General features: G+C 61.1%; 18 protein-coding genes. 10 read left to right on the plus strand and 8 right to left on the minus strand.

From position 1 onward, the window contains the following. Window positions 1-124: 124 nt before the first annotated feature. From KVG88_RS15210 to pilG, 6 genes are all read right to left on the minus strand, one after another. A complete protein-coding gene (locus KVG88_RS15210) occupies window positions 125-595 on the minus strand; it encodes a chemotaxis protein CheW (RefSeq protein ID WP_150701740.1) in 471 nt (156 codons plus the stop codon). Next, window positions 588-6,620: an Hpt domain-containing protein gene (locus KVG88_RS15215; protein ID WP_217871940.1), complete on the minus strand. Its 6,033-nt coding sequence runs from the start codon at window positions 6,618-6,620 to the stop codon at window positions 588-590. Before KVG88_RS15215 ends, KVG88_RS15210 begins: the two co-directional genes overlap by 8 nt. Before the next feature lie 51 nt (window positions 6,621-6,671). Beyond that, on the minus strand, window positions 6,672-8,732 hold the full coding sequence (locus KVG88_RS15220; protein ID WP_150701742.1) for a methyl-accepting chemotaxis protein: 2,061 nt from the start codon (window positions 8,730-8,732) through the stop codon (window positions 6,672-6,674). Between the two features lie 150 nt (window positions 8,733-8,882). Further along, window positions 8,883-9,422 (minus strand): chemotaxis protein CheW, encoded by a 540-nt coding sequence (locus KVG88_RS15225; RefSeq protein ID WP_217871941.1) that lies wholly within the window; start codon window positions 9,420-9,422, stop codon window positions 8,883-8,885. 10 nt (window positions 9,423-9,432) lie between these two features. After that, on the minus strand, window positions 9,433-9,798 hold the full coding sequence (gene pilH, locus KVG88_RS15230; RefSeq protein ID WP_056853968.1) for a twitching motility response regulator PilH: 366 nt from the start codon (window positions 9,796-9,798) through the stop codon (window positions 9,433-9,435). A 57-nt stretch (window positions 9,799-9,855) separates the two neighbouring features. After that, the gene (gene pilG, locus KVG88_RS15235; RefSeq protein WP_056854372.1) at window positions 9,856-10,260 is read right to left on the minus strand and encodes a twitching motility response regulator PilG; all 405 of its coding nucleotides are present in this window, start codon (window positions 10,258-10,260) and stop codon (window positions 9,856-9,858) included. A 235-nt stretch (window positions 10,261-10,495) separates the two neighbouring features. On the opposite strand from pilG, the gene gshB reads away from it, so the two are divergent. The 7 genes from gshB (at window position 10,496) to KVG88_RS15270 (ending at window position 16,432) form a co-directional block, all read left to right on the plus strand. Further along, window positions 10,496-11,449 carry a glutathione synthase gene (gene gshB / locus KVG88_RS15240; RefSeq protein ID WP_150701744.1) on the plus strand — a complete coding sequence of 318 codons (954 nt, stop codon included), beginning with the start codon at window positions 10,496-10,498 and terminating at the stop codon, window positions 11,447-11,449. Window positions 11,450-11,513: 64 nt separating this feature from the next. Further along, a complete protein-coding gene (locus tag KVG88_RS15245) occupies window positions 11,514-12,413 on the plus strand; it encodes an energy transducer TonB (RefSeq protein ID WP_150701745.1) in 900 nt (299 codons plus the stop codon). 123 nt (window positions 12,414-12,536) lie between these two features. Next, window positions 12,537-13,109, plus strand: a complete 573-nt coding sequence (locus KVG88_RS15250; RefSeq protein ID WP_131107845.1) for a YqgE/AlgH family protein — start codon at window positions 12,537-12,539, stop codon at window positions 13,107-13,109. Continuing rightward, window positions 13,109-13,546 (plus strand): Holliday junction resolvase RuvX, encoded by a 438-nt coding sequence (ruvX, locus tag KVG88_RS15255; RefSeq protein WP_056853972.1) that lies wholly within the window; start codon window positions 13,109-13,111, stop codon window positions 13,544-13,546. The genes KVG88_RS15250 and ruvX overlap by 1 nt, the downstream gene beginning before the upstream one ends. Window positions 13,547-13,628: 82 nt before the next feature. Further along, entirely contained in the window at window positions 13,629-14,132 is a 504-nt protein-coding gene (pyrR, locus tag KVG88_RS15260) for a bifunctional pyr operon transcriptional regulator/uracil phosphoribosyltransferase PyrR (protein ID WP_150701746.1), read from the plus strand. Window positions 14,133-14,159: 27 nt separating this feature from the next. After that, the gene (locus KVG88_RS15265) at window positions 14,160-15,164 is read left to right on the plus strand and encodes an aspartate carbamoyltransferase catalytic subunit (RefSeq protein ID WP_150701747.1); all 1,005 of its coding nucleotides are present in this window, start codon (window positions 14,160-14,162) and stop codon (window positions 15,162-15,164) included. Continuing rightward, on the plus strand, window positions 15,161-16,432 hold the full coding sequence (locus tag KVG88_RS15270; protein ID WP_217871942.1) for a dihydroorotase: 1,272 nt from the start codon (window positions 15,161-15,163) through the stop codon (window positions 16,430-16,432). Before KVG88_RS15265 ends, KVG88_RS15270 begins: the two co-directional genes overlap by 4 nt. 91 nt (window positions 16,433-16,523) lie before the next feature. Here KVG88_RS15270 and KVG88_RS15275 read toward each other — a convergent pair whose 3' ends face one another. Next, window positions 16,524-16,943: an NINE protein gene (locus KVG88_RS15275; RefSeq protein WP_150701749.1), complete on the minus strand. Its 420-nt coding sequence runs from the start codon at window positions 16,941-16,943 to the stop codon at window positions 16,524-16,526. Between the two features lie 250 nt (window positions 16,944-17,193). Here KVG88_RS15275 and KVG88_RS15280 point away from each other — a divergent pair, with 250 nt between their 5' ends. Beyond that, window positions 17,194-17,811, plus strand: a complete 618-nt coding sequence (locus KVG88_RS15280; protein WP_150701750.1) for a C40 family peptidase — start codon at window positions 17,194-17,196, stop codon at window positions 17,809-17,811. A 126-nt stretch (window positions 17,812-17,937) separates the two neighbouring features. Here the strand turns inward: KVG88_RS15280 and KVG88_RS15285 are convergent, their stop codons facing one another. Next, window positions 17,938-18,972, minus strand: coding sequence for a type IV pilus twitching motility protein PilT (locus tag KVG88_RS15285; RefSeq protein WP_150701751.1), 1,035 nt, complete (start codon window positions 18,970-18,972; stop codon window positions 17,938-17,940). Window positions 18,973-19,028: 56 nt separating this feature from the next. Between KVG88_RS15285 and KVG88_RS15290 the strand changes: the two genes are divergently transcribed. Together KVG88_RS15290 and proC are read left to right on the plus strand one after the other, a co-directional pair. Further along, window positions 19,029-19,715 (plus strand): YggS family pyridoxal phosphate-dependent enzyme, encoded by a 687-nt coding sequence (locus KVG88_RS15290; protein ID WP_217871943.1) that lies wholly within the window; start codon window positions 19,029-19,031, stop codon window positions 19,713-19,715. 34 nt (window positions 19,716-19,749) lie between these two features. After that, window positions 19,750-20,568 carry a pyrroline-5-carboxylate reductase gene (proC, locus tag KVG88_RS15295; RefSeq protein ID WP_217871944.1) on the plus strand — a complete coding sequence of 273 codons (819 nt, stop codon included), beginning with the start codon at window positions 19,750-19,752 and terminating at the stop codon, window positions 20,566-20,568. The last annotated feature ends 3 nt before the right edge of the window (window positions 20,569-20,571 follow it).

A 20,571-nucleotide genomic window follows, 5' to 3' on the forward strand; every position in this document is an offset into this window, starting at 1 on the left:
GTGGTGAATAGTTACGCTCAGGTTAATGATCGGGATCTGCGTCGTTTATGCGGGCCCCATCGCGGGCAAGCCCACTCCCACAGGGTTAGTGGTTGCCGCCTGTGAAGTCACCACAAACTTTGGATCAAATACCCAACCCGGCATTCACCAGCAACTCCTCCAACGCCAGCAAATCCGGCACCTTTGCCACTTGATCCGCCACCTGCACCGCCGCTTTCTCCAGCGCACACAGCGGCACGTCGACATAGCTCAACTGACTGTCGAGCTTGTACGAGCGCGGAATCCCCTGCACCAGCATCGCAATGAATTTCAGCTCAGCGCGCCCACCCAACGCATTGAGAATGACAATTCGCGCGCGCTCGCCCAGGACGATTTTTTGCCCGCACGCCGACTCGAAACTGAGCAGCGGAATTTGCCGGTTGCGCCACGTCACTCGGCCCAGATACCACGGCGGTGTATCCAGATCGAACGCCGCCGGCTGGTAGTCGATCAGCTCGGCGACAGCGACGTTGGGCAAGATCAGGTTACGGTCGGCCAGAGGCAGCAGCAGGCCGGTGAGGTGGCTGGTGCGCTGGCTGATCAGCCGCTCAAGCATGGGTTTTGCTCCACAGGGCAATGCTTTCAAGCAGTACCGATTCCTGGTACGGCTTGCCGAGGTAGTCGTTGACGCCGATGGCCATCGCCCGGTCGCGGTGTTTCTGGCCGGTGCGGGAGGTGATCATGATGATCGGCAGATGCTGCAAGCGCTCATCGTTGCGCACTTGAGTCGCCACTTCGAAGCCGTCCATGCGCGGCATTTCTATGTCCAGCAGCATCAGGTCGGGCATGTGCTCTTCGAGCAGCAGCATGGCGTCGACTCCGTCCTTGGCGGTCAGCACGTTCATGCCATGGCGTTCGAGCAAACGACTGGTGACCTTGCGCACCGTGACCGAGTCGTCGACCACCATTACCAGTAACGGACGCTGCGGCTCGGCCTCGATTTCGTGACCTCCCGGACGTTGCGGTACACGCGCTTGCATGGCGCGGATCGGCGCCAGCAAATCCAGAATCAGCACAACGCGGCCGTCCCCCAGAATCGTCGCCCCGGAGACACCCTGCACGGCGGCGAACTGTGGGCCGAGGCTTTTCACTACGATCTCGCGCGTGCCGGCCATGGCGTCGACCAGCACCGCGATGTGCCGATCGTTGCACTGCACCAGCAACACCGGCAGCGGCAGGCTTTGGCCCAACAGCTTTGGACGCGGACTGGTTTTCAGCAGTTCGCCCAGGTAACACAGTTCATAGCGTTGCCCGGCGTATTCATAGCTCGGCGGATCGAGACGGAAATGCCCTTCGAGCTCGTTGGGCAAGACGCGGACGATACCGTCGATGGTATTCAGCGGGATCGCATACTGATCTTCAGCGCATTGCACCATCAGCGCGCGGTTGACCGACACTGTGAACGGCAGGCGAATGCGGAAATGCACACCCTGCCCCGGCACCGAATCGATGCTCATGGTGCCGCCCAGTTGCCGCACCTCTTCGTGCACCACGTCCATGCCGACACCCCGACCAGAGATCTGAGTGATTTTCTCAGCCGTGGAAAACCCCGGTTGCAGGATGAATTGCAGAACGTCACGGTCGCTGATTTCGCTGTCAGGATCGAGCAAGCCGCGCTTGATCGCCTTGCGCCGCACCGCGTCCAACGGCACACCGGCGCCGTCGTCACGGATATCGAAAATGATGTCGCCGCCCTCACGCAACAGGTCCAGGCTGATTCGTCCTTGCGCCGGTTTCCCCGCCGCGAGCCGCACGTCGGCAGACTCAAGGCCATGGTCCACGGCGTTACGCAGCATGTGTTCCAGCGGTGCGGCCATGCGTTCGAGCACGTTGCGATCCATCTCGCCTTCGGCATTGCCGACGATGAATTCGACGTCCTTGCCCAGCTCGCCGGCCACTTGGCGGACGATGCGTTTCAAGCGCGGCAGCATCCGTTCGAACGGCACCATGCGCGTACGCATCAGGCCTTCTTGTAGCTCGGTGTTGATGCGCCCCTGCTGTTGTAGCAGGTTCTCGGCATCCTGATTGCGCCGGTCGAGGGTTTCCTTGAGGTCAAGCAAGTCGGAGGCGGATTCGAACAGTGCCCGCGACAGCTGCTGCAATTGTGAGTGGCGGTCCATCTCCAACGGGTCGAATTCTTCGTAGCCCTGACGTTCGCCGTCGACTTGCTGACGGCTGAGGATGCGGCCCTGGGTTTCGGTATCGAGGCGGCGCAATTGGTCGCGCATCCGCTCGATGGTGGTTTCCATCTCGTTGAGCGCTATCTGCGCATCGCTGACTTGCTGTTCGATCCGGCCACGGAAAATCGAGGTTTCACCGGCCAGGTTGACCAGGTCGTCAAGCAGTTCCGCCGAGACCTTGACCATATCTGCGCCAGCGTCCGACTGCAGCACTGGCGTCTCGGTTTTTGCCGCCGGCAGCGCGATCGGTGCGATGGGTTCTGGCACGACCGGGTGACTGAAGTTCTTGATCGCGTCGAGCAGTCGGTCGGCCGGTGGCAATGGCTCGCCAGCACGGGCGGCGTCGAGCATTTGCGCCAACCGGTCGTGGCTGCGTTGCAGCAGTTCGAACAACGCCCCCGTGGGTTTCAGTTCACCGGTCGACAAGCCTTCGTAGAGAAACTCCAGCTCATGGGCCAGGTCGCCAATCGGGGCGATTTCCACCATGCGCGCACCACCCTTGAGGGTGTGCAGGTCGCGCAGCAGGGTTTCCACTTCCTGACGGCTCGACGGTTCGGCTTGCCAGCGCACCAGCGCTGCGCCGGAGCTTTCGATGATGTCGAAACCTTCTTCGAGGAAGATGTCCAGCAGCTCACTGTCGTGGTGGGCCGAGTCATTGCTGGCAGCGGGTTCGATCACATCGGCGCTGCCCGCATGGCCTTGGCGGAACGCACGGATCGCCTCGATCAACTCACTCGGATCGCCCAGCGGTTGATGATTCTGCAATTGCTCAAGTAACTGCGCCAACCGATCATGGCTGTGCTGCAGCAACTGCGCGAGTACGTCGCTGTAACTGTAGCGGCGGTCGACCAAGCCTTCGTAAAGGCTTTCCAGCTCATAGGCCAGGTCACCGACCGGCTCGACCTCGGCCATCCGCGCGCCCCCCTTGAGGGTGTGCAGATCGCGCTGCAGCGACGATAGGGGCGCGGCGTTTTGCGGGTCGTTCAACCAGCGCTGCAAGGCCTGGTTGGCGCTGTCCAGAATGTCCACGGCTTCTTCGAGGAAGATCGAAACGATCTCGTCATCCATCTCCACTGTGGGAGCTGGCCTGCCAGCGATGGGCGTTAACGATGATGCGTTTTCATTGGATGAACGTGGCGCCTGTGAATCTATCGCTGGCAAGCCAGATCCAACAGTGGTCGGTGCCAGGTCTCCCAAAGTGCTCTGTGCCAATTCGGCGGTGGCATCGGACAAATCGCGAATGCTCAGTGAGCGGCTGCCGTCACTGCGGATCAGGCCCATGGCCGAGGGATCGAGGCTCTCGTCGAGCAAGCCGTGCAAAGCGCGAATCCGATCAGGGCGTGGGCTGACTTCCTGGCCGGCGGCCAGTTCATCGAGCATGTTGATCAGCGCTTCATGGGCACTTTGTGCCTCGTGAAAAAACGTCTCGCTGACCGCCAGGCTGCTTTCTTCCACGGCGCCATACAGATCAAGCAGTGCTTCGCAGAGTTCGTCCACCGGATGCAGATCGGCCAGATGTGCGCCCTCGCCGAGGGTGGTCAACTCGTCCAGCAGCGCGCTGAGTTCCTGGCGCTCACCAGGGTGCTGCTGCCAGCGCTGCAACAGGCTTTCGGCATCAAGCAGGATGTCCATGCCCTGGGCCAGGAAGTTGTTGATCAACTGTGGATCACGCTTGACCCGCAACCCGGTGCTCGGCGCATTCGAGAGGTTTTGCAGACGCTCACCGAGCATCGCCTGAGCCCGTTCGATCAACGCTTTGGCGTTGGGGATTTCGGCCAGCGGTTCGCGTCTGAGCTGGCGTAAGCCAAGCCGGAACAGGCCTTCGGCTTCCAGCAGCAATTCGACTTCGTCCAGATCCAGCGCAAGCTGATGCGCCTTGTACTCGCGCGCCAGTTGATCCAGTGGCGCGGCCAGCTCGGCAATCGGCAACACGCCCGCCATCGACGCGCTGCCCTTGAGCGTATGCAAGGCTCGTTGCAACTCGTCACTGGCCTGCAACGGCACATGCTCGGCGGCCTGATCGAGAAAGTGATTGAGGCTGCTCAAATGGCTTTCGGCTTCTTTGCGGAAAATCTCCAGCAACAGCGGATCGAGCGCCGAGACGTCCTGCGTGTCCTCGTCGCAGGCCGGTTCTTCGCCCTTGGCCAGAGCATGGGCGCGAGCGGCCAACCGATCGACATCGTTACGCTGGCGCTGAGCATTGGCGGCGTATTCGGCCACCAGTTCCGGCAGCAGATTGAGCACATCACCGAGCAGTTGCTGCACCGTGGCCCCTGGCTCCACGCTGTTTTCCAGCACGCGGTTGAGCAGGTTTTCCACTGACCAGGCCAGCTCGCCCAACACCAAGGCGCGCACCATGCGGCCACTACCCTTGAGGGTATGGAAGGCGCGGCGCAGTTCACTCAGGGCTGAACGATTGTCGGGATTGACCGACCAGCGCGGCAGGTATTCACGCAGGACTTCGAGGACTTCATCGGTTTCTTCGAGGAAAACTTCACGCAACTCATCGTCCACCGGTTCTTCGCCCGGGGGCGGCGGCAACAAGCTGCCAGGGGTATCGAGCGCGGGCGGATTCAGGGCGGACACAGGGTTGGCCAGCACATCGGCCAGGGTCTGGACGAGGGCCGGCGCATCCCGCTCCTGACGTTTTTGCAGGTCTTTTGCTTCACTGGGGCTCAGCACATCGTCAAGCAGCGGCACATGCTGTTCGCCAGGATTTTCATTAGGGAAGAAGCCGAGCGACGCCAGGCTTTTTTCCGCGACGTCGAGCAGCAGTTCGCCGGGCGCTTCCGGATCATCGCTCAAGCGTTCCAGATAATATTCGAGGCTGGAGATGACGTCGGCCAAACTGTCGAGCTCCTGCCAGCCGGGCTGGCCCGGATCCAGCAGCAGATGCTCGCGGATGAAGTGATTGCAGGTTTCAATCAGGCTCGCCGCGCGGGTCAATGGAATCATCGCCAACGCACCGCGCACCTGGGTCAGCAATGCCGGCAGTGCCTGCAAGTGCTGACGATCCCAGTCAGCGTCGATGTAGTCGACGATCATGTCCTTGGCCTGTTGCAGGCAAATCCGCGTTTCCTTGATCACGATCTGGTGGATCTGCGTCAGGTCGGTGGTCGGCAGACGGCTGTCTTCCTGGCTCTCGGGCTCTACCGTGCCGACCATGCCAGCCAATGTGGCTTCGACATAGAGCAACGCCCCGGCGACATCCATGAGGATCGCATCGTCGGGCGCACGCTGCCCCTGGACGAGACTCAACACCACCGCCAGTTGGTCGATGATGACTTTGCGCGGCTGACCAAACCCCAACACCGCCAGGGTATCGGCGATTTGCCGCAGCGGTGCCAGCAGGCTGTCGAGATCGGAAGTGTGTTGCCGGTCGCTGCGCACGAACAGGTCGAGGCGTTCCTTGACCCGCACCAGTTCTTCACACAAGGCGGCCAAGACCGAACGCATGGCATCGCGGTCGGGGCCGGCCAGCCGTGCGCGTTCTTCATCGACCATCGCGCTGTCGGGCAGCGCTTCGTCCAGTGCGTAGCGATCTTTCATGGTCAGCATCTGCCCGGTGGGATGTTCGGCCTTGGCAATGTAGAACAGCAAACTCTTGAGCAAGTCGGGTGGCGGTGGTTGATTGATGCCGTGCATGCCGTGTTCGAGCAGGCGCTTGAGTTCTTTGTCGGCGTCCTTGAACAGGCTGCGCAGCGCCGGGCTGTTGGCGATCGCGCCACCGCGCATGCCTTCGACCAAGGCCGAAGTGACCTGCCACAACGGGCTCAGCGGCGCGTTACCGCACAAGCTTTCCAGGCGTGAAAATACTTTGGCCAGATAACCGAGATGAGTGTCGTCATCCTGTTCGCGCAACAGACCGACCAGCGCCATCTGCAGCATCTGCCGCAACTTACGCAGCACACTCGGCAATTCAGCCGGCTCCAGCAGCGCCAGCGCTTCTTCAGACAGCGGCGGCAGATCCGGCAACTGCGGGCTGAAGAGGCTGGTTTCCGACAACAGGCTGTCGCCACGGGCACTGCGCAAATCGTTGATCAGCGGCAGCACCACCAACGGCAAATCGCGGCGCGCGCCTTGTACGCGGTCAAGGTAGATCGGCAGTTGCCCCAGCGCTTGCAGCATCAGGTGCAACGCTTCGTCGCGGTGGCTGACGCGCCCCTCTTGCAGCGCGATGACCAGTTGTTCCATTTCTTCGGCGAGCAGGGCCGCGCCGTAGAACTCGACCATCTGCAGACTGCCGTGCACCTGATGGATGCACGCCAGGCATTCGCTCAGGGCGTGCGTCGCCTGCGGATCATCAAGCTGGATTTCGATCGCGTGATGAGCCTGCTTCAGCGTTTCGGCAATTTCGCCTTTGACCCATTCGAGGGCCACATAGTCGTGCCGATCACCCATAACCACTCCAGTCCCCACCCTCAATCAAAATGCCGGCGCCCGAGGGCCGGTTCAAGCTTTGTCCGCGACCTGTGCCTTGGTGGCGGGCAACGTGAAACCGGACACCGATCGCCGCAACTGACTGGCCATTTTCGCCAGGTTGCCGATGCTCTCGGCGGTGGCAGTCGAACCGGACGAGGTCTGCGTGGTGATCTGCTGGATCACGTTCATCGTCAGGGAAATCTGCCCGGCAGACGACGTCTGTTGTTGTGCCGCGTTGGAAATGCTCTGGATCAGCGCCGCCAGGGTTTTCGAAACCCCTTCGATTTCTTCCAGGGCCACACCGGCATCCTGCGCCAGGCGCGCGCCACGCACCACTTCGGTGGTGGTTTGTTCCATGGAAATCACCGCTTCGTTGGTGTCGGTCTGGATCGCACGCACCAAAGTCTCAATTTGTCGCGTGGCCGCCGAAGAGCGCTCGGCCAGGCGTTGCACCTCGTCCGCGACCACTGCAAAACCGCGTCCGGCATCACCGGCCATGGATGCCTGGATCGCCGCGTTGAGGGCGAGGATGTTGGTCTGGTCGGCGATGTCATCAATCAGGCTGACGATGTCGCCGATTTCCTGGGACGACTCGCCCAGGCGCTTGATCCGCTTGGCGGTGTCCTGGATCTGTTCACGGATGTTGTCCATGCCGTGGATGGTGTTGTGCACCACCTCGTTGCCCTTGTTGGCGATTTCCACCGAACGTTCGGCCACTGCCGAGGATTCAGCAGCGTTGGCCGACACCTGATCGATGGACTGGGCCATGTCGTTGATCGCAGTGGACGCTTCGGAAATCTGCTGCGCCTGATGCTCGGAGGCCTGCGCCAGGTGCATCGCAGTGGCCTGGGTTTCCTGTACGGCGGCGGCGACTTGCCCGGCGGTCAGGTTGATCGTGGCCACCAGGTCACGCAGCTGATCCACGGAGTAGTTGATCGAATCGGCGATGGTGCCGGTGAAGTCTTCGGTCACCGAGGCGGTCACGGTCAGGTCGCCGTCGGCCAGGTCTTCGATCTCGTCGAGCAGGCGCATGATCGCGTTCTGGTTGCGTTCGTTTTTCTCGGCGGTTTCGCGCAGTTGACGATTGGTTTCGCGCACCATCACCAAGCCAATGAGGATGATCGACATCAGTGCCGCCAGGCCCAGCACGTAGCCACCGATGGTGTCGGTGTCGCGTCCGCCGGCAAGGTTTTCGAAACCGCTGGCCAGGTGCGAGGCTTCATCGAGCAGGGTTTGCGACAGGCTGAAAATGTTGGTGGCCGACTCACGAACCTTGAACAGCTCCGGCGAAGTTTCGAGGATTTCGTCCACCGAGCCGGACACGAACTCGAACAACTCGGAAATCTCGATCAACCGCGCGCGCGCATCACGGTCCTCGACCTGGCTGACTTTCAGCGCCGGGTTGCCCTGGAGCATGCCGTTGAGCACCTGGCCGAAGCGCGCCGCATCGCGACCGAACGCGTCAGCGGCCTGCTGCGAACTTTCATCGCCCGACAGCACCGTATTCACGGCGCCGAGAATTCGCTCAGCCAGCAATGACTGACGCTGGGCCATCGCCACCTGCGCGGCCGGCGCCCCGCGTTGCAGGAGAATTTCGACGACTTTTTCGTACTCGACCTGCAACTGCGGGACGGTTTCGGCCAGGGTCGCGGCGACTTGGTGCAGCGATAGCACGGTCTGTTCACTGGAGAGAATGGCGTCGGTGTTTTTCAGCAGGCGTTCCCAGTCCAGCTGCACGGCACGCATTTCCGGGCGCACGGTGGACGGCGCAGGAGGCAGGCCGGTGGACGGGTCACCTTTCTTCAGATAGCTCCAGCGCTGGGCAAAATCGTTGCGGGCGTCGCTGAGCAGCTTGAACGCGGCGGCTTTGCCGGCCGCGGCTTCGGTGGCGTTTTTGGCGATGCGCTGGGACAGCACGCGCAGCTCACCGGCGTGGCCGATGTACTGTTTGTCGTAAGTGGCCTGGGTGTTGAGGTACGCGAAGTTGGCGAACAACAACATGATGAAAATAATCAGCGCGATGAACAGCACGATGATCTGCGACCGACTGCGCGACCCTTCCATTGGCTTGCCTGTTTTTGCTTTTGTCATCGGTCTTCGCCTGTTAACCACACCCTTTTCACCTTGCCACCTCCAGTAGGAGTGAGCCTGCTCGCGATTCATGCGCCGCGGTGTCTGAGCAACACCGCGTTATCGTTCAATCGCGAGCAGGTTCGCTCCCACAGGGTCCGTATTGGCCTGTTACACCGCGATATTCATGAACCCCTGCGACCGCGCCAGCGCAAACGGACTGAACACCCGCCAGGTCTGTTCGCCCTGAAAGCAGCCTTCGACAAATGCCGCCATCGGCCCTGGAACCGCATCGGTGGCAACGGGCTCCAGACTCCCCTGGGCAAAGTGCTGAAGACCGAACACCTCATCGACCATCAGCCCGGCGAACACGTCTTGATGCTCCACCACCAGCACTCGCCGCTGCCGGCGCGCCACCGACAATTCGTGCCCCAAAAAGGCACACAGGTCCATGATCGGCAGCAGGCGTCCCCGCAGATTGGCGACGCCCTTGACCCAAGGCTTGACCCCCGGCACCTGAGTGACGCGCGGCTCGTGCAGCACTTCACTGACTTCGCCCATCGGCGCGACGTACCAGTATTCACCCAGGCGAAAACCGATGCCGCTCCAGCTGTTCTGCCGGGTTGGCTGTGACGGCAAGTCGGCCGCCAGCAAACGACAGCGCTGGTCGATCTGCAGCAGCAGTTCAAAAGCCGTCAGCGACTCGGTCATGGCCGCACGATCAACCGGCCAGCACGTTGTTCAGGGTTTTGAGCAGGGTTTCTTCATCGACCGGTTTGGTCAGGTAGTCCTTGGCCCCTTGGCGCGTACCCCAGACCTTGTCGGTCTCCTGATCCTTGGTGGTGATGATGATCACCGGGATATGCCCGGTTTCCGGATCTTTGGTCAGCTGACGGGTGGCCTGGAATCCGTTGAGGCCGGGCATGACGATGTCCATCAGCACTGCGTCGGGTTTTTCCTGGCGGGCCAGGGCCACGCCGTCGGCGCCGTTCTCGGCTTTCAATACTTCATGACCGTGCTTTTCCAGCATGCCGGTCAGTTTGTACATTTCGGTCGGCGAATCATCGACGATCAGAATACGTGCCATGGTCTTCCCCATTCTTGTCGACGCAAGGCCCGTTGGCCGAGCGTCACTGTAGGTGTCTTACTGCGGCAAAACGGCGGCGAAGCCCGGAACATGGGCCTGGATCGCGTTCAGCAGTTCTTCCTTGCTGAAAGGCTTGGTCAAAAACTGGTCGGAGCCGACAATGCGCCCCTTCGCCTTGTCGAACAGCCCGTCCTTGGACGACAGCATAATCACTGGCGTGGACTTGAATGCACTGTTGTTCTTGATTAAAGCGCAGGTCTGATAACCATCCAGACGCGGCATCATGATGTCGACAAAGATGATTCCGGGATGATTGTCGGCGATTTTGGCCAGGGCATCGAAACCGTCGATGGCCGTAATGACCTCACAACCCACGTTCTTGAGCAGCGTTTCGGCGGTGCGGCGAATCGTCTTCGAATCGTCGATCACCATGACCTTCAAGGCGCTGGGGTGCTGTTCCATAAATGCTCTACCGTCGCCTTTGTGAATCAATTTGTCCGTTTGCCGGTTAACGGCGGCTCGAAACCCTTGATACTCAAGGGCCAGCACCACTTGGCAGTCTTTTTAGCACAGTCTCCGGAACCAATCTATCGGCCGACCGGTGCGGTGGTTTTTCCTTGACCGGGAACCCACTCAGCGCCACTCTGACGCCACTTTTTTCGTACCGATCCGGTAGCCAATTTTCGAGGAAAACCCAATGAGCGTTCGCGTCGGGATTGTCATGGACCCTATCGCCAGCATTTCCTATAAAAAGGATAGCTCGCTGGCCATGTTGCTGGCCGCGCAGAAGCGCGGCTGGGAACTGTTCTATATGGAACAGCGCGACCTGTACCAGGGCGAAGGCCACGCCCGGGCGCGGATGCGTCCACTGCAAGTGTTCGCCAACCCTGAAAAGTGGTTCGAGCTGGGTGCCGAACAGGATTCGCTGCTGAGCGACCTGGACGTGATCCTGATGCGCAAGGATCCGCCATTCGACATGGAGTTCGTCTACTCCACCTATTTGCTCGAACAAGCCGAAAGCGCCGGTGTGCTGGTGGTCAACAAACCGCAGAGCCTGCGCGACTGCAACGAAAAACTGTTCGCCACGCTGTTCCCGCAGTGCACGCCGCCGACCGTGGTCAGCCGCCGCGCCGACGTGCTGCGAGAATTCGCCGCCAAACACGGCGACGTGATCCTCAAGCCGCTGGACGGCATGGGCGGCACCTCGATCTTCCGTCATCGCGCCGGCGACCCGAACCTCTCGGTGATCCTCGAGACCCTGACCGCGCTCGGCGCCCAGCAGATCATGGGCCAGGCCTACCTGCCGGCAATCAAGGACGGCGACAAACGCATCCTGATGATCGACGGCGAACCCGTCGACTATTGCCTGGCGCGCATTCCAGCCGCCGGTGAAACCCGTGGCAACCTCGCCGCCGGTGGCCGTGGCGAAGCCCGCCCGTTGACCGAGAAGGACCGCTGGATTGCCGCACAAGTCGGCCCGACCCTGCGCGAAAAAGGCCTGCTGTTCGTTGGCCTCGACGTGATTGGCGAGCACCTGACGGAAATCAACGTCACCAGCCCGACCTGCATCCGCGAGATCGACAATGCCTTCGGCACCGATATCGGCGGCCTGCTGATGGATGCCATCGATCAGAAGCTCAAGGCACGTTGAAAAGCCAAACCAACATTGCGTTATCATGCGCGACCTGTGAAAACGCGATGTTGGTTTCCTTGTCATGACCCTCCCGTCCGATCTGCCTGCCGAACTCGCCCACCGTGGCGTGCGCCCGGCCGATCGCCTCGGTTTTACCCTGTTTCTGGCGGCTTTGATTCACCTGGCCCTGCTGTTGGGCGTCGGGTTCGCGGTGGTCGAGCCCAAACAGATCAGCAGAACCCTGGAAATCACCCTCGCCACGTTCAAAAGCGAAAAGAAGCCTGAAAAGGCTGACTTCCTCGCCCAGGAGAATCAGCAGGGCAGCGGCACACTGGATAAAAAGGCGATCCCCAAGACCACCGAGATCGCGCCGTTCCAGGACAACAAGGTGCAAAAAGTCACGCCTCCGCCAGCGGCCAAGCCTGAACAACAGGAAGCTCCGCCCAAGGCTGCCGTGACCACCGTCGCGCCGAAACCGAAGAAAGCCCCAACCAAAACCGAAGAACCCAAGCCCGTCACCAAACCTGCGGTGGCGGCGCCGACCTTCGACTCCGAACAGCTGTCCAGCGACATCGCCAGCCTGGAAGCGGAGCTGGCCCAGGAACAACAGCTGTACGCCAAACGCCCGCGCATCCACCGCCTGAGTGCCGCCTCGACCATGCGCGACAAGGGCGCCTGGTACAAAGACGAATGGCGCAAGAAGGTCGAGCGCATCGGCAACCTCAATTACCCCGACGAAGCGCGGCGCAAACAGATCTACGGCAATTTGCGCCTGATGGTGTCGATCAACCGCGACGGTTCGCTGTATGAGGTGCTGGTGCTGGAGTCCTCGGGGCAACCACTGCTGGACCAGGCAGCCCAACGCATCGTGCGGCTGGCAGCGCCGTTTGCACCGTTTACCGGGGATTTGTCGGACATCGACCGGCTGGAAATCATCCGCACGTGGAAGTTTGCGCGCGGCGATCGGTTGTCCAGTAATTAAAAGATCGCAGCCTTCGGCAGCTCCTACAGATGTACTCATTCCCCTGTATGAGCTGCCGAAGGCTGCGATCTTTTGCCTTGTTCAAGCTTGTCAGTTCGCCCCTCGAACGCCACACTAGCGGTCATGAAAAACGTCAGCCCCAGTTACCTCAAGCATCACTTCCTGATCGCCATGCCACACATGGCCGACCCGAACTTTGCGCACACCTTGACCTACATCGTCGAGCACACGGCCAATGGTGCCATGGGGCTGGTGGTCAACCGTCCGCAAGATCTGAATCTGGCCGATATCCTCGAACAATTGCGCCCCGATATCGAACCGCCGGTCCTCTGCCAGCATGTGCCGATCTTCATCGGCGGGCCGGTTCAGACCGATCGCGGCTTTGTCCTGCATCCGTCGGGGAAAACCTTTCAGGCGACCGTTGATCTGGAAGGCGAGCTGTCCCTGTCGACCTCCCAGGACGTGTTGTTCGCCATTGCCGATGGCGTCGGGCCGGCGAAAAGCCTGATCGCCCTCGGCTATGCCGGCTGGGAAGCCGGGCAACTGGAGGCAGAACTGGCGCAAAACGCCTGGCTGACCTGCCCGTTCGACGCCGACATCCTGTTCAACACCAGCAGCGAACTGCGCCTGGAAGCGGCGGCCAAACACCTGGGCGTCAATCTCAGCCTGCTCACCAGCCAGGCGGGGCACGCCTGATGGCCCTGCGGCTGATTCTGGGTTTTGACTACGGCACCAAACAGATCGGCGTTGCGGTCGGCCAAGTAATTACCGGCCAGGCCCGCGAGCTGTGCACCTTGAAAGCACAAAACGGCATTCCCGACTGGGACCAGGTCGAGGCCCTCATTAAAGAGTGGAAACCTGACGCCGTGGTAGTCGGCCTCCCGCTGAACATGGACGGCACACCGAGCGAGATGTGCCTGCGGGCCGAAAAGTTCGCCCGCCGCCTCAACGGCCGCTTCAACCTGCCCTTCTATACCCACGATGAACGCCTGACGACCTTTGAAGCCAAAGGCGAGCGACGTGATCGCGGCGGACAAAAGGGCAGCTATCGTGACAACCCGGTCGACGCCATCGCCGCCGCCCTGCTGCTGCAAGGCTGGCTCGACGAAAACACTGCACTGTTCGAATCCTGACGAGTCGCTAACCCGCCTCTCTTAGCTACAACCCGAGCCTGCCGTTGAAGCGGCACCGGCTCGGGTCAAAGAAGGAGCAACCATGAGCCTGCCCAATCCTGCCGAACTGATCAGCCAGATGGCCACGCGCCTCAAGGCCCACCTGGAACACCGTGGCATCAGCGAACCGCGTTACATCGGCATTCGTACCGGCGGGGTCTGGGTTGCCCAGGCCCTACTCAAGGAATTGGGTAGCGAAGAGCCCCTCGGTACTCTGGACGTTTCCTTCTACCGTGACGACTTCAGCCAGAACGGCCTGCACCCGCAAGTGCGCCCCTCGGCCCTGCCGTTCGAAATCGAAGGCCAGCACCTGGTGCTGATCGATGACGTGCTGATGAGTGGCCGCACCATCCGCGCCGCCCTGAACGAATTGTTCGACTACGGTCGCCCCGCCAGCGTGACGCTGGTGTGCCTGCTGGACCTGGACGCCGGCGAGTTGCCGATCCGCCCGAACGTGGTGGGCGCGACCCTGTCGTTGGCTGCCCACGAGCGCGTCAAGCTGTCCGGCCCGGAGCTTGCCCTCGAACTGCAAGACCTCGCCCTTTAATTCCGCCCTATTGAGAGTCCCCTCGCGATGACGCCTCTAGACACCAAGCGCCCGCTGCAGCTCAATGATCAGGGCCAGCTGCGCCACTTCCTCTCGCTCGACGGTTTGCGCCGCGAGCTGCTGACGGAAATCCTCGACACTGCCGACTCCTTCCTCGAAGTCGGCGCCCGGGCCGTGAAGAAAGTCCCGTTGTTGCGCGGCAAGACCGTGTGCAACGTGTTCTTCGAGAACTCCACCCGCACCCGCACCACCTTCGAACTGGCGGCCCAGCGCTTGTCGGCGGACGTGATCACCCTGAACGTGTCGACATCGTCGGCGAGCAAGGGCGAAACGCTGCTCGATACCCTGCGTAACCTGGAAGCCATGGCCGCGGACATGTTCGTCGTGCGTCACGGTGATTCCGGTGCCGCGCACTTCATCGCCGAACATGTCTGCCCGCAAGTGGCGATCATCAACGGTGGCGACGGCCGTCACGCGCACCCGACCCAAGGCATGCTCGACATGCTGACTATCCGCCGGCACAAGGGCGGTTTTGAAAACCTGTCGGTGGCCATCGTCGGCGACATCCTGCACTCGCGGGTTGCGCGCTCGAACATGCTGGCCCTGAAGACCCTCGGTTGCCCGGACATCCGCGTGATCGCGCCGAAAACCTTGCTGCCGATCGGCATCGAGCAATACGGCGTGAAGGTCTACACGGACATGGCCGAAGGCCTCAAAGACGTCGACGTGGTGATCATGCTGCGCCTGCAGCGTGAACGCATGACCGGCGGCCTGTTGCCAAGCGAAGGCGAATTCTACCGCCTGTTCGGCCTGACCACTGCGCGCCTGGCCGGGGCCAAGCCCGATTGCATCGTCATGCACCCGGGGCCGATCAACCGCGGGGTGGAAATCGAGTCGGCGGTGGCCGATGGCCCGCACTCGGTGATCCTCAATCAAGTGACCTACGGCATCGCGATTCGCATGGCCGTGCTGTCCATGGCCATGAGCGGGCAGACTGCGCAGCGCCAATTCGACCAGGAGAACGCCCAGTGAAGCTCAGCATTCTCGGCGCACGCGTCATCGACCCGGCCAGCGGCCTGGATCAAATCACCGACATCCATATTGAAGCCTGCAAGATCGTCGCCCTTGGCGCCGCGCCGGCCGGTTTTGCCGCCGTCGACACCATCGACGCCAAAGGCCTTGTCGCCGCTCCGGGCCTGGTTGATCTCAACGTCGCCCTGCGCGAGCCGGGCTACAGCCGCAAAGGCTCGATTGTCAGCGAAACCCGTGCCGCAGCGGCCGGCGGTGTCACCAGCCTGTGCTGCCCACCGAAAACCAAACCGGTGCTGGACACCTCGGCTGTGGCCGAACTGATCCTCGATCGCGCCCGCGAAGCCGGCAACACCAAGGTCTTCCCGATTGGCGCCCTGAGCAAAGGCCTGGACGGCGAACAGCTGGCCGAACTGGTTGCCTTGCGCGATGCCGGTTGCGTGGCCTTCGGCAATGGCCTGGAGAGCTTCCGCAACACCCGCACCCTGTGCCGGGCGCTGGAATACGCGGCGACGTTCGACCTGACGGTGATCTTCAACTCGCAGGATCACGACCTGGCCGAAGGTGGTCTGGCCCATGAAGGCCCAACGGCCAGTTTCCTCGGTCTGCCGGGCATCCCCGAAACCGCCGAGACCGTGGCCCTGGCACGCGACCTGTTGCTGGTCGAGCAAACCGGCGTGCGCGCGCACTTCAGCCAGCTCACCAGCGCACGCGGTGTGGCCTTGATCGCACAGGCCCAGCAACGTGGTTTGAAGGTCACGGCGGATGTGGCGCTGTATCAGCTGATCCTGACCGATGAAGCGCTAATCGACTTCAGCAGCCTGTATCACGTACAGCCGCCGCTGCGCACTCGCGCCGACCGTGATGGTCTGCGTGCTGCTGTGAAATCCGGCGTGATCTCGGCCATCTCCAGCCATCACCAACCCCACGAGCGGGACGCCAAACTGGCCCCGTTCGGCGCGACCGAACCGGGCATCAGCAGTGTTGAACTGCTGCTGCCCCTGGCGATGACGCTGGTGGAAGACGGTTTGCTGGACCTGCCGACACTGCTGGCGCGCTTGAGCGTTGGCCCTGCCGAGGCCTTGCGCCTGCCGGCGGGCAAGCTGGCGGTGGGCAGCGCAGCGGACCTCGTGCTGTTCGACCCGACGGCCTCGACCGTGGCCGGCGAAACCTGGCTGTCCAAGGGCGAGAACTGCCCGTTCATTGGGCACAGTTTGCCGGGTTTGGTGCGCTACACCCTGGTGGATGGGCGGATCAGCCACCAGGCTTAAAAACAAAAGATCGCAGCCTGCGGCAGCTCCTACAGGGAAATGCATATCCCCGTGTAGGAGCTGCCGCAGGCTGCGATCTTTTGCTCTTCGCTTATCGACTCTGCGCGTTACGCACCGACACTTGATCGTTCAGCGTCCAGAAGTCATACAGCACCCCAAGAAAGAACAACCCGCCCGTCACCAGGTACAGCAAACCGCTGATCCACTTGCCCTGATACATCCGGTGCACGCCGAACACCCCCAGAAACGTCAGCAGAATCCACGCCACGTTGTATTCGATTGGCCCGGCGGTGAATCGCAGGTCGGCTTCACGGTCCATGGCCGGAATCAGGAACAGGTCGATCAACCAGCCAATGCCCAGCAGACCGAAGGTGAAGAACCAGATCGTCCCGGTCACCGGCTTGCCGTAATAAAAGCGGTGAGCCCCGGTAAAACCGAAAATCCACAGCAAGTAACCGATCACTTTGCTGTGGGTGTCCTGATGCGGAACAGGGGGTTGATAGGTGTTCATGGATGACCTCGATTCACACGATAGATAAATATTCTTGAATTCTTTGTGACTTTTTTACAGGCGCCCGACATACGGCAAATGCTACCTTCACTTCCGTCAAAGCCTTATAGCACCTGACTTCTGTCCGACAATTGCGTCCAATTGCCGCTTATTTGGTTCCGTTGACCCCCAGGTTGAATCGACCAACGGCCTCGGAACGACAAAAAAAGCTGTTATAAAGTTGCGCGTTCACCTATTCGAGCCTTGCCTAATGCGTTCATTTTTCAAGACATGGCTAACCATTTGCCTTTTGATGCCACTGGCCGCCCACGCCACCAATCGTGAGCAACGTCTTCCAAACGTTAATGGTTACACCCCAAAATCCCATGCTTCGGCTCCTTCGAGCAAAAGCAAGAAATTGGTCAAAACCGCTCCAGAGTTGACCAGCAAAAGCAGCCTGGTGCCACCAATGGCAACCAAGGAAAGCAGCAACGTGCTGAGTCGCGCCGTTAATGTCCTCGGTACGCCGTACCGTTGGGGCGGCAGCAGTCCGAGCAAAGGTTTCGATTGCAGCGGTCTGGTGAAATACGCGTTCAACGACGCCACCTTTGACCTGCCACGTACCTCCAATGCCATGGCCAGCGGTCATGGCGAGAAAGTCGATCGCAAGGACCTCAAGCCTGGCGACCTGATTTTCTTCAACATCAAGAGCCGTCGAGTCAATCACGTTGCCATTTACCTGGGCAACGACCGCTTCATCCACGCACCACGCCGTGGCAAGTCGGTGACCATCGACACCTTGAAGAAACCGTACTGGGAAAGCCACTACGTGGTTGCCAAGCGGGTTCTGCCGAAAGAACAGAATGCGTTGCGGGTTGTTCAGCGCTGATCTCAGCGTCCGAAATCTGCGTTGAACATGATTGCCCCATCGCGAGCAGGCTCGCTCCCACATTGGAATGCGCTCCCCTGCGGGAGCGAGCCTGCTCGCGATGGGGGCTTTGAAAACACCAAATCTTCAAAACCCATCCGGTGACCGCGCCTTCTCCCGCGCATGCTCCCGACTGACCAAGCCCTTGGTCACCAAGTCTTTCAAACCCATATCCAGCGTCTGCATCCCCAGCGACCCGCCTGACTGGATCGACGAGTACATCTGCGCCACCTTGTCTTCGCGGATCAGGTTACGGATCGCCGATGTCCCGAGCATGATCTCGTGAGCGGCAATACGCCCACCGCCGATTTTCTTCACCAGTGTCTGCGAGACCACCGCCAGCAGCGACTCGGACAACATCGAGCGCACCATCGACTTCTCGTCCCCCGGAAACACGTCGACGATCCGGTCGATGGTTTTGGCGGCCGATGTGGTGTGCAGCGTGCCGAACACCAAGTGCCCGGTTTCGGCGGCGGTCAGCGCCAGGCGAATGGTTTCCAGATCACGCATTTCCCCCACCAGAATCACGTCCGGGTCTTCCCGCAACGCCGAGCGCAGGGCCGTGGCGAAGCTGCGGGTATCGCGGTGCACTTCGCGCTGGTTGATCAGGCATTTGCGCGATTCGTGGACGAACTCGATCGGGTCTTCGATGGTGAGGATGTGGTGATGGCGATGGTTGTTCAGGTAATCGATCATCGCCGCCAGCGTGGTGGACTTGCCGGAACCGGTCGGGCCGGTCACCAGCACCAGGCCGCGAGGGGCGTCGGTCATCTTGCGAAAGACCTCGCCCATGCCCAGCTCGTCCATGCTCAGGACTCTGGAGGGGATCGTACGGAACACCGCGCCGGCGCCTCGGCTCTGGTTGAAGGCGTTGACCCGAAAGCGCGCAACACCGGGCACATCAAAGGAAAAGTCGGTTTCCAGATGCTTTTCGAAGTCCACCCGCTGGGTGTCGTTCATGATGTCGTAGATCAGCGCCTGCACCTGCTTGTGGTCAAGCGCCGGCAGATTGATGCGTCGTACGTCGCCATCCACCCGAATCATCGGTGGCAGGCCGGCCGACAAGTGCAGGTCGGATGCGCCTTGTTTGGCGCTGAACGCCAGCAGTTCAGTGATATCCATAGCGTCTCTCAATTCCAGTAGAATGCCGCGAACCTTCAGACCGTTGGCGCCTCTTGATGTCCACCATAGCAGACAACATTTCGCTGGTTAGTTCGCGTATACATGCCGCAACACTTGCCGCCAACCGCGCCGAAAACAGCGTTCAGCTGTTGGCCGTGAGCAAGACCAAGCCCGCACAAGCCCTGCGAGAAGCCCATGCCGCCGGCCTGCGCGACTTTGGCGAGAACTATCTGCAGGAAGCCTTGGGCAAACAGCTCGAACTGGCCGACCTGCCCTTGATCTGGCACTTCATCGGCCCCATTCAATCGAACAAGACTCGCGCTATCGCCGAGCACTTCGACTGGGTGCACTCCGTGGATCGTCTGAAAATCGCACAACGCTTGTCCGAACAACGTCCTGCCGATTTGCCGCCCCTGAACATTTGCATCCAGGTCAACGTCAGCGGTGAAGCCAGTAAATCCGGCTGCACCCCGGCTGATCTGCCGGCCTTGGCCAACGCCATCAGCGCACTGCCACGCTTGAAGCTGCGCGGGCTGATGGCCATCCCTGAGCCGACCGAAGATCGCGCCGCACAGGACGCCGCTTTTGCTGCGGTACAAAACCTGCAAGCCAGCCTGAACCTGCCGCTCGACACACTTTCCATGGGCATGAGCCACGACCTGGAGTCAGCCATTGCCCAAGGCGCCACTTGCGTGCGGATCGGTACCGCGCTGTTTGGCGCCCGCGATTACGATCGGCCATAACCATGGCTGACCCTCTTCTTTATAAGGACCTGACATGAGCAAGACGCGTATTGCCTTTATCGGTGCCGGTAACATGGCTGCCAGCCTGATCGGCGGCCTGCGGGCCAAGGGTCTGGATGCAGCGCAGATCCGCGCCAGCGATCCGGGCGAAGAAACCCGCGCCCGCGTGAGCACCGAGCATGGCATCGAAGTGTTCGCCGACAACGCCCAAGCCATCGATGGCGCCGATATAGTCGTACTGGCAGTAAAACCCCAGGCGATGAAAGCCGTTTGCGAAGCCATTCGTCCAAGCCTCAAGCCCAATCAACTGGTGGTGTCGATTGCCGCCGGCATCACGTGCGCGAGCATGAACAACTGGCTCGGCGCCCAGCCGATTGTGCGTTGCATGCCCAACACGCCGGCGCTGTTGCGTCAGGGCGTGAGTGGCTTGTTCGCCACCGCCGAAGTGACCACCGAACAGCGCCAGCAGGCCCAGGAACTGCTGTCTGCGGTCGGCATCGCCCTGTGGCTGAACGAAGAGCAGCAACTGGACGCGGTCACCGCGGTTTCCGGTTCCGGCCCGGCGTATTTCTTCCTGTTGATCGAAGCCATGACCGCAGCCGGCGTGAAACTTGGCCTGCCAGCGGACATCGCCGCGCAACTGACCCTGCAAACCGCGCTGGGCGCCGCGCACATGGCGGTCTCCAGTGACGTCGACGCCGCTGAACTGCGCCGCCGCGTGACCTCGCCTGCGGGCACCACCGAAGCCGCCATCAAATCGTTCCAGGCCAATGGTTTCGAAGCCCTGGTAGAAAAAGCACTCGGCGCCGCCGCGCACCGCTCGGCCGAAATGGCCGAACAACTGGGCAAATAAGGA

The organism is Pseudomonas azerbaijanoccidentalis (genome assembly GCF_019145495.1).
Taxonomy (GTDB): domain Bacteria; phylum Pseudomonadota; class Gammaproteobacteria; order Pseudomonadales; family Pseudomonadaceae; genus Aquipseudomonas; species Aquipseudomonas azerbaijanoccidentalis.